Origin of the sequence: Klebsiella sp. 2019SCSN059 (assembly GCF_021739525.1) — a bacterium.
Taxonomy (GTDB): Bacteria; Pseudomonadota; Gammaproteobacteria; order Enterobacterales; family Enterobacteriaceae; genus Klebsiella; species Klebsiella quasipneumoniae.
Genome location: NZ_JAKKOM010000007.1, coordinates 86,163 through 101,419 on the forward strand (window position 1 = coordinate 86,163; position 15,257 = coordinate 101,419).

Genomic DNA, 15,257 nt, shown 5'->3' on the forward strand with positions numbered 1-15,257 from the left:
GCAATACGGTTTATTCATGGCGCGCTGCTGATATACTCGCAGGTCTGAACAGAAAAGGAGTAAAAGCGCCCATGAATGCCGAAAAAACGTCGGTAGCCCCTAACGTCGATCATGCTGAAATCGCCAAATTCGAAGCCGTCGCCTCGCGCTGGTGGGATCTGGAGGGCGAGTTCAAACCGCTCCACCGCATTAACCCCCTGCGGCTGGGCTATATCGCCGAACGCTCTGGCGGCCTGTTCGGTAAAAAAGTCCTCGATGTCGGCTGCGGCGGCGGCATCCTCGCCGAGAGCATGGCGCGCGAAGGCGCGACGGTCACCGGGCTGGACATGGGCGCCGAGCCGCTGCAGGTGGCGAAACTGCACGCCCTGGAGAGCGGAATTCAGGTGGAGTATGTTCAGGAAACGGTTGAAGAACATGCCGCGAAGCATCCGCAGCAATATGACGTCGTCACCTGCATGGAGATGCTGGAGCACGTCCCTGACCCACAGTCGGTCGTCCACGCCTGCGCGCGGCTGGTGAAGCCTGGCGGCCAGGTCTTCTTCTCCACCATCAACCGTAACGGTAAAGCGTGGCTGATGGCAGTGGTCGGCGCGGAATATGTCATGAAGATGGTGCCCAAAGGCACTCATGATGTGAAAAAGTTTATCAAGCCGGCCGAACTGCTGGGCTGGGTAGATCAGACTTCTCTGAAAGAGCAGCATATCATCGGCCTGCATTACAATCCGTTGACCAACACCTTCAAGTTGGCGCCGGGGGTTGATGTTAACTATATGTTGCATACCAGCGCCAAAAAAGCGTGACGTCAGCACCTGCGCTTATGATGATTGCGCGGCATCAAGCCGCGTGATTATTTCTTCCGATGAAGAAATCAGCACTCGATCAAATTTTCATTTTTTTTTCTGTTTTATTGACTTCTTCTCCAGGCCTTATGCGACGTGGACTTGCGGATTATTACCCTTCCGCAACCTCAATTTAACGTCAAAATCAACCCTTGTACTCAAAAGATTCCTTACTAAAATACTCACCATATAGCGTTCCTTTTATCGACAACCCCCTACATATAGTATTTATCCACAGAGTTAGTCACAATGGCCTTCTGTGGATAAACGGGGGATATTTTCTTTCACGGACAGGTAAAATCCACATGAATCAGAGTCTGCTGGTGACAAAGCGCGACGGAACCACCGAGCGCATCAATCTCGACAAAATCCATCGCGTACTGGATTGGGCGGCAGAAGGACTGAATAACGTTTCGATTTCCCAGGTAGAGTTGCGCTCGCATATCCAGTTCTATGACGGCATTAAAACCGCGGACATCCACGAAACCATTATCAAAGCCGCTGCGGATCTGATCTCCCGCGAGGCGCCGGATTACCAGTACCTCGCCGCGCGTCTGGCGATTTTCCATTTGCGTAAAAAAGCCTTCGGCCAGTTTGAGCCGCCGGCGCTTTACGATCACGTGGTGAAGATGGTCGAGAAGGGTAAATACGATCATCATCTGCTGGAAGACTACACGGAAGAAGAGTTCCAGCAGATGGACGGTTTCCTCGACCACTGGCGCGACATGAACTTCTCCTACGCTGCCGTTAAGCAGCTGGAAGGCAAGTATCTGGTACAAAACCGCGTCACCGGCGAAATTTATGAGAGCGCGCAGTTCCTCTATATTCTGGTGGCTGCCTGCCTGTTCTCTAACTACCCGCGCGAAACGCGTCTGGACTACATCAAGCGTTTCTACGACGCGGTGTCGACCTTTAAAATCTCGCTGCCGACGCCGATCATGTCCGGCGTGCGTACCCCAACCCGTCAGTTCAGCTCCTGCGTGCTGATCGAGTGCGGCGACAGCCTGGACTCCATCAACGCCACCTCCAGCGCGATTGTGAAATACGTTTCCCAGCGCGCCGGCATCGGCATCAACGCCGGCCGCATTCGCGCGCTGGGCAGCCCGATCCGCGGCGGCGAAGCCTTCCACACCGGCTGCATTCCGTTCTACAAACATTTCCAGACCGCGGTGAAGTCCTGCTCGCAGGGCGGCGTACGCGGCGGCGCGGCGACCCTCTTCTACCCAATGTGGCATCTGGAAGTGGAAAGCCTGCTGGTGCTGAAAAACAACCGCGGGACCGACGCCAACCGCGTTCGTCACATGGACTACGGGGTGCAGATCAACAAGCTGATGTACACCCGTCTGCTGAAGGGCGGCGACATTACCCTGTTCAGCCCTTCCGACGTCCCGGGCCTGTATGACGCTTTCTTCGCCGATCAGGACGAATTTGAGCGCCTGTACACCCAGTACGAGCAGGACGACAGCATTCGCAAGCAGCGCATTAAAGCGGTTGAGCTGTTCTCGCTGATGATGCAGGAGCGCGCCTCCACCGGCCGCATCTACATCCAGAACGTCGACCACTGCAACACCCACAGCCCGTTCGATCCGGTGGTCGCCCCGGTGCGCCAGTCTAACCTGTGCCTGGAGATCGCCCTGCCGACTAAACCGCTGGAAGACGTCAACGACGAAAACGGCGAAATCGCGCTGTGCACCCTGTCGGCCTTCAACCTCGGGGCTATCGACAGTCTCGACGATCTGGAAGAGCTGGCGGTGCTGGCGGTGCGTGCCCTGGACGCGCTGCTCGACTATCAGGATTACCCCATCCCGGCCGCCAAACGCGGCGCGATGGGCCGCCGTACGCTGGGCATCGGCGTGATCAACTTCGCTTACTATCTGGCGAAGCATGGCAAACGCTACTCCGACGGCAGCGCCAACAACCTGACCCACAAAACGTTCGAAGCGATTCAGTACTACCTGCTGAAGGCCTCCAACGAACTGGCTATCGAACAGGGCGCTTGCCCGTGGTTCAACGAAACCACCTATGCGCAGGGTATCCTGCCGATCGATACCTATAAAAAAGACCTGGACGGCATCGTCAGCGAAGCCCTGCACTACGACTGGGAAGCGCTTCGCGCGTCCATCAAAACCCACGGCCTGCGTAACTCCACGCTCTCCGCGCTGATGCCGTCCGAGACCTCGTCGCAGATCTCCAACGCCACCAACGGCATCGAGCCGCCGCGCGGCCACGTGAGTATCAAAGCGTCGAAGGATGGGATCCTGCGCCAGGTGGTGCCGGACTACGAAAACCTGCAGAACGCCTACGAACTGCTGTGGGAAATGCCGAACAACGACGGCTACCTGCAGCTGGTGGGTATCATGCAGAAGTTTATCGACCAGTCGATCTCTGCGAATACCAACTACGATCCGACGCGCTTCCCTTCCGGAAAAGTGCCGATGCAGCAGTTGCTGAAAGACCTGCTCAACGCCTATAAATTCGGCGTCAAAACGCTGTACTATCACAACACCCGTGATGGCGCTGAAGACGCTCAGGATGACCTGGCCCCGTCCATCCAGGACGACGGCTGCGAAAGCGGCGCTTGTAAGATCTAAGGTATTTTTGCCGGGTGGCGCTACGCTTACCCGGCCTACGATTTTGTAGGCCCGGCCAACGCATCGCCGCCGGGCAATACAGTTCAACAGGACTCACTTCAATGGCATACACCACTTTTTCACAGACGAAAAACGATCAGCTGCTTGAGCCAATGTTTTTTGGCCAGCCGGTTAACGTGGCCCGCTACGACCAGCAAAAATACGATATCTTTGAAAAGCTGATTGAAAAACAGCTCTCCTTCTTCTGGCGCCCGGAAGAGGTTGACGTCTCCCGCGATCGCATTGACTACCAGGCGCTGCCGGAACATGAAAAACACATTTTCATCAGCAACCTGAAGTACCAGACGCTGCTCGACTCCATCCAGGGCCGTAGCCCGAACGTGGCACTGCTGCCGCTGATCTCCATCCCGGAGCTGGAGACCTGGGTGGAAACCTGGGCCTTCTCCGAGACCATTCATTCGCGCTCGTACACCCATATCATCCGCAACATCGTCAACGACCCGGCTACCGTGTTCGACGATATCGTCACCAACGAGCAGATCCAGAAGCGTGCCGAGGGGATCTCCCACTATTACGATTCGCTGATCGAGATGACCAGCTACTGGCACCTGCTGGGCGAAGGCACCCACACCGTCAACGGCAAGACCGTGACCGTCAATCTGCGCGAGCTGAAAAAGAAACTCTATCTGTGCCTGATGAGCGTCAATGCCCTGGAAGCGATCCGCTTCTACGTCAGCTTCGCCTGCTCCTTCGCCTTTGCCGAGCGCAAACTGATGGAAGGCAACGCCAAAATTATCCGCCTGATCGCCCGCGATGAAGCGCTGCACCTGACCGGCACTCAGCATATGCTGAACCTGCTGCGCTCCGGCAGCGACGATCCGGAAATGGCGGAAATCGCCGAAGAGTGCAAGCAGGAGTGCTATGACCTGTTCGTGCTGGCGGCGCAGCAGGAGAAAGAGTGGGCGGACTACCTGTTCCGCGACGGCTCGATGATTGGCCTGAACAAAGATATTCTCTGCCAGTACGTCGAGTACATCACCAATATCCGCATGCAGGCGGTAGGCCTCGATCTGCCGTTCCAGACCCGCTCCAACCCGATCCCGTGGATCAACACCTGGCTGGTCTCCGACAACGTCCAGGTGGCGCCGCAGGAAGTAGAGGTCAGCTCTTACCTGGTCGGCCAGATCGACTCTGAAGTCGATGCCGACGACCTGAGCAATTTCCAGCTGTAATGAAGCGGATCTTCTTGAAAATCTCTGACACTCGCCTTGAGTGTCAGGATGAACACCCTTCCCTGTTGGCTGCTCTTGAATCGCATAATATCGACGTCGAGTATCAGTGCCGCGCAGGCTATTGCGGCTCCTGCCGCACTCGTCTGGTCTCCGGCCAGGTTGACTGGCTGACCGAGCCGCTGGCCTTTATCCAGCCGGGAGAAATTTTGCCCTGCTGCTGCCGGGCGAAAGGCGATATTGAGATCGAGATGTAGTCTTGTCAGGTGGCGCTACGCTTACCTGACCTACTGTTCCAGGACCGGCCGTTTACGCACTGCCGCCCTGGGCTGCTGAAACTGCCGGTGTTGCGGCCTCAAAATCGCTGAGACGTTCCCGGAAGGCCAGGGCAGCCCGCATGGATGCGGGCTGAGGGCCGTGTTTTGCACGGACGCTGCCTCGGCCCGACCCGAAGCCTGCAGGGATATTTAGCGTTTAGCGTCCAGGAATTGCACCGCTTTATCCGGGAAATCGGTAAACAAGCCATCGACGTCCGCCTGGCGATACAGCAGGTCAAAGAGCTGATTGACGTTGCTGGCGTACTCCGGCAGCTGATCCGCGCGCACGGTATACGGATGCACCTGGAGATGGCTGGCGTGCGCCTCCTTCACCATCGCCGTCAGCTTCACCGCCCCCGGCTTTGAGCCTTCCGCCACCAGCATATGATAATCCGGACCAATGCCGTCGGCGTACTGCGCAATCTGCGCCATTGCCCCCGGCTTGAACATCCAGTCATAGCTGTAGTTCACCCACTTGCCGTCAGCCTGCCGCTGCTGGGTTTCATTCCAGTCGGTATAGGCGATAAGCTGCACCAGCTTGAGATCCATGCCCATCTTCGGCTCCAGCTCATGCTTAATACGCTTGAGCTCGCTGGCGTCAAAGCACTGCAGATACACCTTATCCTGCTTGCTGGTGTAGCCATATTCTTTCAGCACTTTCAGCGTGCTGGCGGCAATATCTTTGCCTTCCTGATGGTGGAACCACGGCGCTTTGATTTCCGGGTAAATACCGATGTTTTTGCCGGTGGAATGATTCAGCCCCTGGACAAACTCAATCTCTTCTTCAAAGGTATGAATGCGGAAATCGGATTTGCCCATCGGGAAACGCCCGGGATAGGTTTGCACATTCTTGCCATCTTTCGGCTCAAAGCCTTCGGTAAACGTCAGCGACTTGATCTCGGCCAGGGTAAAGTCGATGGCGTAAAAACGGCCATCTTGACGCGCCCGCTGCGGGAAGCGCTGAGCGACGTCGGTCACCCGATCCAGATAGTGGTCGTGCAACACCACCAGTCGGTCGTCTTTGGTCATCACCAGGTCTTGCTCAAGGTAATCCGCCCCCTGCGCGTAGGCCATCGCTTTCGCCGGCAGGGTATGTTCAGGCAGATAACCGCTGGCGCCCCGGTGGGCGATAACCATTTTATCCGCCGCTGTCGCGCTGAAGCAAAGCGCCGAACTGGCCAACATCATGCCGCTCATTAGCGCGGTGAGTTTCATGTTCATCGCCGCTCCTTAGGCTTGCTTCAGCTGTTGATGATGGCGGCGTTCACCGAGCATCACGATAACCAGCAGGACAACCGCCAGCACGCTGCCGCCGATCATCACCATAAAGCCGCCGTCCCAGCCGAAGAAATCGACGGTGTAGCCGACGATGGCGCTCGCGGCCACGGAACCGCCGAGGTAACCGAACAGGCCGGTGAAGCCTGCGGCGGTGCCGGCGGCTTTCTTCGGCGCCAGCTCCAGCGCATGCAGACCAATCAGCATCACCGGGCCGTAGATCAGGAAGCCGATAATAATCATACAGGCCATATCGACGCCCGGGTTACCCGGCGGGTTCAGCCAGTACACGACGGTCGCGATGGTCACCAGGGTCATAAAGAACACGCCGGTGGCGCCGCGGTTGCCTTTAAACACTTTATCCGACATCCAGCCGCACAGCAGGGTGCCCGGGATCCCCGCGTACTCGTACAGGAAGTAGGCCCAGGAGGATTTATCCAGCGCGAAGTGCTTCACCTCTTTCAGGTAGGTCGGCGACCAGTCGAGAATGCCGTAGCGCAGCAGATAAACGAAGACGTTGGCGACCGCGATGTACCACAGCAGCTTGTTCGGCAGAATGTACTGCATAAAGATCTGCTTCGCCGTCAGCTCTTGTTCATGCTCTTCGCTGTAATCGTCCGGGTAGTCGTTTTTATACTCTTCGATCGGCGGCAGGCCGCAGGACTGCGGCGTATCGCGCATCATCGCGAAGGCGAAAATCGCTAGCAGAATAGCGCCGAAAGCCGGCATATAGAGCGCCGCATGCCAGTCGTTAAACCAGGCCATACCCAACAGGAACAGCAGCGGCGGAATCCCCCCGCCGACGTTATGCGCGCAGTTCCACACTGAAACAATTCCGCCGCGCTCTTTCTGCGACCACCAGTGGACCATGGTACGGCCGCACGGCGGCCAGCCCATCCCCTGGAACCAGCCGCAGAGGAACAGCAGCACGAACATGATCATGATGCTCGAGGTGGCCCACGGTACGAAGCCCATCACCAGCATCACCAGCGCGGCGAGGATCAGCCCCGCCGGCAGGAAAATGCGCGGATTCGAACGGTCAGAGACCGATCCCATGATGAATTTCGAAAATCCGTAGGCAATGGAGATGCCGGAAAGGGCGAAACCGAGATCGCCGCGAGAGAAACCTTGCTCGATAAGATAGGGCATTGCCAGTGCAAAGTTCTTACGAACCAGATAGTAAGCGGCATAACCAAAGAAGATGCCGATAAAAATCTGCCAGCGTAACCGACGATAGAGCGGGTCGATCTCCGCGGCTGGCAAACGCGCTTTATGCGCGGCGGGTTTAAAAATACTTAACATATCAGCCTCCGTGGCCCTTGCTGTTTTTTACTGACGTCACGACAACAATCCCAGATTAATCACCAACTTCGAATCTGGCCGCGATGGTAGGCAATACGTAGAGCTGATACTGTGAAACATCGCACAATTTGTTACAGAAATATGACAAAAGGTTCCAATGTGAGCACAAAATCACATAATGCGCTCAAATAACGCGCGAATATGCTCGAAATCAAACAATAACCTTATTGATTGTGGCTAAATGGCGGTAAACGAAAGCAGAGGAGCTGAAGATGACGGGACGTCTTGATAGCGAGGTCATCATCATCGGCGGCGGAGCAACCGGCGCTGGCATCGCCCGCGACTGCGCCCGACGCGGATTACGCACAGTGCTCATTGAGCGCCATGATATCGCCACCGGGGCCACCGGCCGTAATCATGGGCTGTTGCACAGCGGCGCCCGCTATGCGGTGACCGACAACGAATCCGCCCGCGAATGCATCAGTGAGAACCGCATCCTGCGCCGCATCGCCCGTCACTGTATCGAACCGGCCGGCGGTCTGTTCATTACCCTGCCTGAAGACGATCTGGCCTGGCAGCAGACCTTTATCGCCGCCTGCCAGCAGGCTGGCATAGAGGCCACGCCGCTTTCTGCGCAGGAGGCGCTGCGCCGCGAGCCCGCCGTCAACCCGACGCTGCTGGGGGCGGTGCAGGTCCCGGATGGCACCATTGACCCGTTTCGCCTCACCGCGGCCAATATGCTCGACGCCCGCGAACACGGCGTGCAGATCCTCACCGGCTGCGAAGTGACAGGCCTGCTGCGCCAGGGCGACCGCGTCTGTGGCGTCCAGGTATACGATCGTCAGCTTCACCAGACCCGCGCTCTGTACGCCGGGGTAGTGGTCAATGCCGCCGGTATCTGGGGGCAGCGCATTGCGGAATATGCCGACCTGCGCATCACCATGTTCCCGGCGAAGGGATCGCTGTTGATCCTTGACCACCGGATTAACAACCTGGTGATCAACCGCTGCCGTAAGCCAGCCGATGCCGATATTCTGGTGCCCGGGGATACCATCTCGCTGATCGGCACCACCTCGATGCATATTCCTTATGACGAAATTGACGACAACCGGGTAACGACCACGGAAGTCGAAACCCTGCTGCGCGAAGGTGAAAAGCTGGCGCCGGTCATGGGCCGCACCCGGATCCTCCGCGCCTACTCCGGCGTGCGCCCGCTGGTGGCCAGCGACAACGATCCCAGCGGACGCAGCGTCAGCCGCGGCATCGTCCTGCTCGACCATGCTCAGCGCGACGGCATGGAAGGCTTCATTACCATCACCGGCGGCAAGCTGATGACCTATCGCCTGATGGCCGAGTGGGCCACCGACGCCGTCTGTCGTAAGCTGGGCAACACCACCCCCTGTTCCACGGCCGAGAGCCCGCTCCCCGGGTCGCAGGAGCCGACGGAAAGCACCCTGCGAAAAATTATCTCCCTGCCGGGCCCGCTGCGCGGCTCTGCTGTCTACCGCCATGGCGATCGCACGCCGGCCTGGCTTGGCGACAGCCGCCAGCACCGTAGTCTGGTCTGCGAATGCGAAGCCGTCACCGCTGGTGAAGTGAAATACGCGGTGGAAAATCTGGCGGTCCACACCCTGCTCGACCTGCGCCGCCGTACCCGGATTGGCATGGGGACCTGCCAGGGGGAACTCTGCGCCTGCCGCGCCGCCGGTCTGCTGCAGCGCTTTAACGTCACCACCCCCGCGCAGTCGTTGACCCAGCTGTCGGCGTTTCTCAATGAGCGCTGGAAGGGCGTGCAGCCCATCGCCTGGGGCGACGCGCTGCGCGAAAGCGAATTCACCCGCTGGGTCTACCTCGGCCTGTGCGGACTACCACAGGAGCATCAGGATGAAATTTGACTGCGCGATTATCGGCGGCGGACTGGCCGGCCTGCTGTGCGGCCTGACGCTGAATCAGTCCGGCCTGCGCAGCGTTATCATCAGCCGCGGGCAAAGCGCGTTGCATTTTTCCTCCGCGTCGTTAGATCTGCTCTCGGCGCTGCCGAACGGCGATAACGTCACTGACCTCGCGCAAGGTCTGCAGCAGCTCGCTGAACTGCTTCCTGAGCACCCTTATTCCCGGCTCGGCGCCGGGGCGGTGCTCGAATACGCAAAACAAACTGAAGCCCTGCTGGCCGCCTGCGGCGCGGTGATGCAGGGCGACGCGCACCGCCCGCACCGGCGGGTAACGCCGCTGGGGACGCTGCGCGCGGCGTGGCTATCGCCGCAGGAGGTTCCTGTCGCGCCACTCCCCCGACAGGGGGTCTGTCTGGTGGGGATCAGCGGCTTTGCCGATTTTCAGCCGCATCTCGCCGCCGCCGCGCTCGGGCAAACCGGCGTCACCGCCGTAGCGGCGGAAATCGAGTTACCGCTGCTGGATGTTTTACGTGACAACCCCACCGAGTTTCGCGCCGCCAATATCGCCCGCCTCCTCGACGATGAAAACCACTGGCCTGCCCTGCATGCGGCGCTGCTGCCGCTGGCGCAGCAGCATGAGCTGCTAATCATGCCCGCCTGCTTTGGCCTCGCCGACGATCGCCTGTACCACTGGCTGCAGGCGCGCCTGCCCTGCCCGCTGCGTCTGCTGCCGACGCTGCCGCCTTCGGTTCCCGGGATGCGCCTGCACAGTTTGCTGCAGCGGCAGTTTATTCGCGGCGGCGGCACCTGGCTTGCCGGCGATGAAGTGGTGAACATCAGCCATCGACAGGGCGCCGTCGAGGCCGTCTGGACGCGAAATCACGGCGATATTGCGCTGCGTCCGCGTTTTACCGTGCTGGCCAGCGGCAGCTTTTTCAGTAACGGTCTTGTCGCCACGCGGGATAGCGTGCGCGAACCCATTCTCGGTCTCGATCTACAGCAGACCCTGCCGCGCGACGACTGGTACCAGCGCGACTTCTTTGCCTCCCAGCCGTGGCAGCGCTTCGGGGTGAAAACCGATGCCCTGCTGCGCCCCATGCTGGGCGGGCAGCCGTTCAGCAATCTTTTCGCCATCGGTTCGCTGCTCGGCGGGTTCGATGCCATTCAGCTCGGCTGCGGCGGCGGGGGCTGCGCCGTCACCGCACTGCACGCCGCCAGACAGATCCACGCCCTCGCCGGAGGCCGACCATGAACGATACCCGTTTTGAAAGCTGCATTAAGTGCACGGTCTGTACCACTACCTGTCCGGTAAGCCGGGTCAATCCGCGCTATCCCGGGCCGAAACAGGCGGGGCCGGACGGCGAACGCCTGCGCCTGAAGGATGGCGCGCTGTACGATGAGGCGCTCAAGTACTGCATTAACTGCAAGCGCTGTGAGGTCGCCTGCCCGTCGGATGTGAAAATTGGCGATATCATTCAACGCGCCCGGGCACAGTATGGCCAGCAAAAACCGACCCTGCGCGACGCCATTCTCAGCCATACCGACCTGATGGGCACCCTTTCCACCCCCTTTGCCCCACTGGTAAACGCCACCACCGGCTTAAAACCGGTACGCCGCCTGCTCGACGCGGCGCTCAATATCGATCATCGCCGCACGCTGCCAAAATATGGCTTCGGCACCTTCCGCCGCGCTTTCCGCCAGCTCGCGGCCAGACAGGCGCAGTACCCTGAGCAGGTGGCCTTCTTTCATGGTTGCTACGTCAACTATAACCACCCGCAGTTGGGCAAGGATCTGATTCGCGTCGTCAATGCGCTGGGCACCGGCGTGCAGTTGTTATCACGGGAAAAATGCTGCGGCGTGCCGCTGATCGCCAACGGCTTTTTTGACAAAGCGCGTAAGCAGGCGCAGAGCAACGTCGCCGCGATGCGGGAAAACGCGCTGCCGATCATCGCCACCTCCTCGACCTGCACCTTTACGCTGCGCGATGAATACCCGCACCTCCTTGATGTCGACAACAGCGATCTCCGCGACCGGGTGGAGCTGGCCACTCGCTGGATCTGGAAACAACTGGATAGTGGCAAAACGCTGCCGCTGCGCCCGCTGCCGCTGAAGGTGGTCTATCACACGCCGTGCCATATGGAGAAAATGGGCTGGTCGCTGTATACCCTCGAACTGCTGCGGCTGATCCCCGGCCTGCAGCTGGAAGTGCTGGATTCGCAGTGCTGCGGCATCGCCGGCACCTACGGGTTTAAGACTGAGAATTACGCGGTATCCCAGGCTATCGGCGCCCCGCTGTTCCGTCAGATTGAGGAGAGCGGGGCCGACATCGTCGTCACCGACTGCGAGACCTGTAAATGGCAGATAGAAATGTCCACCAGCAAAGGCTGCGAACATCCGCTGACGGTGCTGGCGCAGGCGCTCGCCTGAGTCCGGCGCCAGCCTGTGCCGTCAATAGCTCGCTTTCTCCTGCGGCTGAGCGCTGGCGGATTTAAACATTGCCAGCCGGCGGTCCAGCGCCTGGGTGTACAGCATGGTATCGACCCCGACGGCGACGAAATTGGCCCCCCAGGCGAGACATTTTTCCGCCATCGCCGGGTCGACCGCCAGAAATCCGGCCGCTTTTCCCGCCGCGCGAATGCGCCGGATGCTCTGCTCAATCACCCGCTGCACGTCAGGATGGCCTGCATCGTCCGGGTGTCCCAGCGAAGCGGAGAGATCCGCCGGCCCGATAAACACCCCGTCAATGCCCTCCACCTCGAGGATAGCGTCCAGATTTTCCAGCGCGGTTCGGCTCTCCACCTGAATCAGCAGACAGAGTTCGTCATTCGCCTCCGCCATATAATTCTCCACTCTGCCCCAGCGCGCCGCCCGGGCCACGCCGGCGCCAACGCCGCGGCTACCGACGGGAGGATAACGGGTTGCCGAGACGACTTCCCGCGCCTGCTCGGCGGTATCGACCATCGGCACCAGCAACGTTCTGGCACCAATATCCAGCACCTGTTTTATCAGGCTGCGGCTGCCCTCCACCGGACGGATCACCGGCTGACTGGCATAAGGGGCGATGGCCTGGAGCTGATGATAAAGGTCCTGAATAGTGTTCGGGGCATGCTCGCCGTCGATCAGCAGCCAGTCATATCCTGAAGTGGCGGCAATCTCCGCCAGATAGGAGGAGGTCGAGCTCAGCCACAGGCCTATTTGCGTCTCACCGCGTAATAATCCACGTTTGAAGGGGTTTGATAACAGTGCGTTCATAGCGATTCCTTTAATCAATGCTGTACGCCGCCGCGCTGAGGAACCGCGCGGGTGAGGCTTAATGAGAAGATGGTGATCACCCCGATGATGGCCACGCCGGCCAGGGTTAACAGTCCAGCGGCGCTGCTGGCGAACAGCGTTTCGGCCTGCACGCGAACGATCGGCGCCAGAAAGCCGCCGATGGCGCCAAACAGGTTAACGAAGCCAATCCCGGCGGCCAGCGCCGTGCCGGAGAGCAGCTGCGTCGGCATCGTCCAGAAGACCGGCTGCACGGCAATCACCCCAACCGCCGCCACGCACAGCGCGATGATGGCCAGCACCGGCGCCACCAGCCCGGAAACCGCAATCCCGACCGCTGCCGCCAGCAGCGTCAGCGCGGCAATATTGCGCCGCTCGCCGGTACGATCGGAGTAGCGAGGGATAAGCCAGGTACCGAACAGCGCCGCCACCCATGGAATAGCCGTCACCATCGAGGCAATGAAGCCGACTTTGGTGCCCAACAGCGCGGCGACCTGAGTGGGCAGGAAGAAAATCAGGCCATAGACCGCCACCTGAATGGTCATGTAGGTCAGCGCCAGCTGCCAGACCCGCCCGTTACGCAGCGCATCGGACAGACGCGAGGTGACCTTTTTCTCCTCCTCTCGCGCCAGCTCGCCTATCAGGGCCTGTTTCTCCGCCGCGCTCAGGAAGCGGGCATGCTGCGGCGAATCGTCCAGCCAGAAGAAGGTGAACGCTCCTGCGGCGACGGCGAGCAGGCCTTCAATCACAAACATCCAGAACCAGCCGGGATGGCCCATAAACCCATGCATCTCCAGCAGCGCGCCGGATAAAGGCGAACCGAGGGTCAGCGCCAGCGGCGCCCCCATATAAAAAAGCCCCATAATGCTGGCGCGGTTTTGCTGGGGAAACCACTGAGACGTGAGGTAGATCATTCCGGGGAAGAAGCCCGCCTCCGCCGCGCCCAGCAGGGTACGTACCAGCAGGAATTTCGCTTCCGTATCCGCCCACGCCATCGCCGCCGACAGCACGCCCCACAGCAGCGTGGTGCAGCCGATCCATTTTCTGGCGCCAAATTTGCGCATCAGCAGGTTGGCCGGCACCCCAAGAAAGGCATAGACCACAAAGAAAATCCCCGCCCCCAGCGCATAGGCTTCGTTGCTGAGGCCAGTGTCCAGCTGGTAGGTCTCTTTGGCGAAACCGATATTCGAACGGTCAAGAAACGCCAGCACGTACAGCGCCAGCATAAAGGGGATTAAGCGGGCGCGGTTTTTCTTCACCACGCTCTCCAGCAGAGTGTTGCTCATCATAATATCCTCAGGCGTGGGCCGCCGGGCGGCCCGGGGGATCAGTGTTGATAAGGACGTTTCAGGTTGCAGTCGCGATTGAGCTCGACGCCAAAGCCGGGTTTATCCAGTACCGATTTATGAATGCGCCCCCTCTCCGGCACCGGCTCGCCGAGCAGGATCGGGTCGAACTGCGGACGCAGCGTGGCGCAGTCAGGACTGGTCATCAGAAACTCGCTGAACGGCGTGTTGGTGAAAGTGATCACCGCATGATGTGAGTAAACCGACGAGCCGTGCGGCACCACCAGCTGCCCGCGCGCTTTAGCAATAGCCGCTATCTCCACCAGCGTGGTTAAGCCGCCGCACCAGCCGACGTCGGGCTGCATAATATCGATTCCGGTCTCCGACAGGGTGCGGAAGGACTGCAGGGTGCCGTGGTGCTCGCCGCTGGTCACCATCATCCCGGCCGGCGCCTGGCGCTTCAGCTCGCGATAACCTTCATACTGCTGCGGCGGCAGGCACTCCTCGATCCACTTGAGGTTGTAAGGGGCGCAGGCATGGGCAAGTTTGGTGGCATAGTTAACGTCCTGGCTCATCCAGCAGTCCAGCATTAACCAGAAATCCGGGCCGCATTTTTCGCGCATGTCCGCCACCATGGCGACGTCTTTGCGGATCCCGGCGTCGCCATCGTGCGGCCCCCAGTGGGTGGGCATTTTGCCACCGATAAAGCCCATCTCCTGCGCCAGATCCGGACGGGCGCCGGTGGCATAGAACTGGATTTCGTCACGCACCGCTCCGCCCAGCAGTTTGTAGACCGGCAGGCCAACCACTTTCCCGAACAGATCCCACAGCGCAAGGTCGACACAGGAGATGGTGTTCATCACCAGACCGCCGGATCCTGCGTAGTAAAGGGTGGCGTTGAGCATCTGGTCGTGGATCAGTTTGATATCGCTGACGCATTTGCCTTCGATAAAGCGGTTGAGATGTTTTTCCACGATAAAGCAGCCCATCTCTCCGGCCGTCGACACGGCAAAGCCGGTCTGCCCGTTGTCGGCTTCCACTTCCACAATCAGCGTGCCCAGCACGTTGATGCCAAACGACTGGCGGGACTGCTCATACTGTTTGTATTTGCTCATCGGGGTGGCGATATGATCGTCAATCCAGTGGTTAGCCCCCTGATCGTGGTAATCGCCGCCGCCGGCGCCCTGCTCTGCGGTGGCGCCGCCGGTAAACCAGGCGCGGACGTGTTTAATTTTCGGTAGGGTCATGGTGTTCTC

At 59.6% G+C, this 15,257-nt stretch carries 12 protein-coding genes; 7 read left to right on the top strand and 5 right to left on the bottom strand.

Annotated elements, in window-relative coordinates; genetic code table 11:
* Positions 1-71 precede the first annotated feature (71 nt).
* The 4 genes from ubiG (at position 72) to yfaE (ending at position 4,916) form a co-directional block, all read left to right on the top strand.
* The gene (gene ubiG, locus L2I46_RS10620) at positions 72-800 is read left to right on the top strand and encodes a bifunctional 2-polyprenyl-6-hydroxyphenol methylase/3-demethylubiquinol 3-O-methyltransferase UbiG (RefSeq protein WP_023290485.1); all 729 of its coding nucleotides are present in this window, start codon (positions 72-74) and stop codon (positions 798-800) included.
* A 344-nt stretch (positions 801-1,144) separates the two neighbouring features.
* Positions 1,145-3,430 carry a class 1a ribonucleoside-diphosphate reductase subunit alpha gene (gene nrdA, locus L2I46_RS10625; protein WP_236947848.1) on the top strand — a complete coding sequence of 762 codons (2,286 nt, stop codon included), beginning with the start codon at positions 1,145-1,147 and terminating at the stop codon, positions 3,428-3,430.
* A 101-nt stretch (positions 3,431-3,531) separates the two neighbouring features.
* Positions 3,532-4,662, top strand: coding sequence for a class Ia ribonucleoside-diphosphate reductase subunit beta (nrdB, locus tag L2I46_RS10630; RefSeq protein ID WP_004140835.1), 1,131 nt, complete (start codon positions 3,532-3,534; stop codon positions 4,660-4,662).
* Positions 4,662-4,916, top strand: a complete 255-nt coding sequence (gene yfaE, locus L2I46_RS10635; RefSeq protein ID WP_004201692.1) for a class I ribonucleotide reductase maintenance protein YfaE — start codon at positions 4,662-4,664, stop codon at positions 4,914-4,916. The genes nrdB and yfaE overlap by 1 nt, the downstream gene beginning before the upstream one ends.
* Before the next feature lie 210 nt (positions 4,917-5,126).
* Here yfaE and glpQ read toward each other — a convergent pair whose 3' ends face one another.
* Both glpQ and glpT read right to left on the bottom strand, forming a co-directional pair.
* The gene (gene glpQ, locus L2I46_RS10640; protein WP_236947849.1) at positions 5,127-6,197 is read right to left on the bottom strand and encodes a glycerophosphodiester phosphodiesterase; all 1,071 of its coding nucleotides are present in this window, start codon (positions 6,195-6,197) and stop codon (positions 5,127-5,129) included.
* A gap of 9 nt (positions 6,198-6,206) precedes the next feature.
* Positions 6,207-7,553, bottom strand: coding sequence for a glycerol-3-phosphate transporter (glpT, locus tag L2I46_RS10645; protein WP_023290488.1), 1,347 nt, complete (start codon positions 7,551-7,553; stop codon positions 6,207-6,209).
* Between the two features lie 272 nt (positions 7,554-7,825).
* On the opposite strand from glpT, the gene glpA reads away from it, so the two are divergent.
* The 3 genes from glpA to glpC are packed head-to-tail and all read left to right on the top strand — an operon-like array spanning position 7,826 to position 11,872.
* The gene (gene glpA / locus L2I46_RS10650; RefSeq protein WP_236947850.1) at positions 7,826-9,448 is read left to right on the top strand and encodes an anaerobic glycerol-3-phosphate dehydrogenase subunit A; all 1,623 of its coding nucleotides are present in this window, start codon (positions 7,826-7,828) and stop codon (positions 9,446-9,448) included.
* Positions 9,438-10,697, top strand: a complete 1,260-nt coding sequence (gene glpB, locus L2I46_RS10655) for a glycerol-3-phosphate dehydrogenase subunit GlpB (RefSeq protein ID WP_236947851.1) — start codon at positions 9,438-9,440, stop codon at positions 10,695-10,697. The genes glpA and glpB overlap by 11 nt, the downstream gene beginning before the upstream one ends.
* Entirely contained in the window at positions 10,694-11,872 is a 1,179-nt protein-coding gene (gene glpC / locus L2I46_RS10660; protein ID WP_087849530.1) for an anaerobic glycerol-3-phosphate dehydrogenase subunit GlpC, read from the top strand. Before glpB ends, glpC begins: the two co-directional genes overlap by 4 nt.
* A gap of 21 nt (positions 11,873-11,893) precedes the next feature.
* Here the strand turns inward: glpC and yfaU are convergent, their stop codons facing one another.
* From yfaU to rhmD, 3 genes are read right to left on the bottom strand one after another with little or no spacing between them, the layout of a single operon-like run.
* Complete coding sequence (gene yfaU, locus L2I46_RS10665; protein ID WP_023290492.1) at positions 11,894-12,697, bottom strand: 2-keto-3-deoxy-L-rhamnonate aldolase; 804 nt, start codon at positions 12,695-12,697, stop codon at positions 11,894-11,896.
* Positions 12,698-12,711: 14 nt separating this feature from the next.
* Positions 12,712-14,001: an MFS transporter gene (locus L2I46_RS10670; RefSeq protein WP_236947866.1), complete on the bottom strand. Its 1,290-nt coding sequence runs from the start codon at positions 13,999-14,001 to the stop codon at positions 12,712-12,714.
* Positions 14,002-14,042: 41 nt separating this feature from the next.
* Positions 14,043-15,248, bottom strand: a complete 1,206-nt coding sequence (gene rhmD / locus L2I46_RS10675) for an L-rhamnonate dehydratase (RefSeq protein WP_017899291.1) — start codon at positions 15,246-15,248, stop codon at positions 14,043-14,045.
* Between the last annotated feature and the right edge of the window lie 9 nt (positions 15,249-15,257).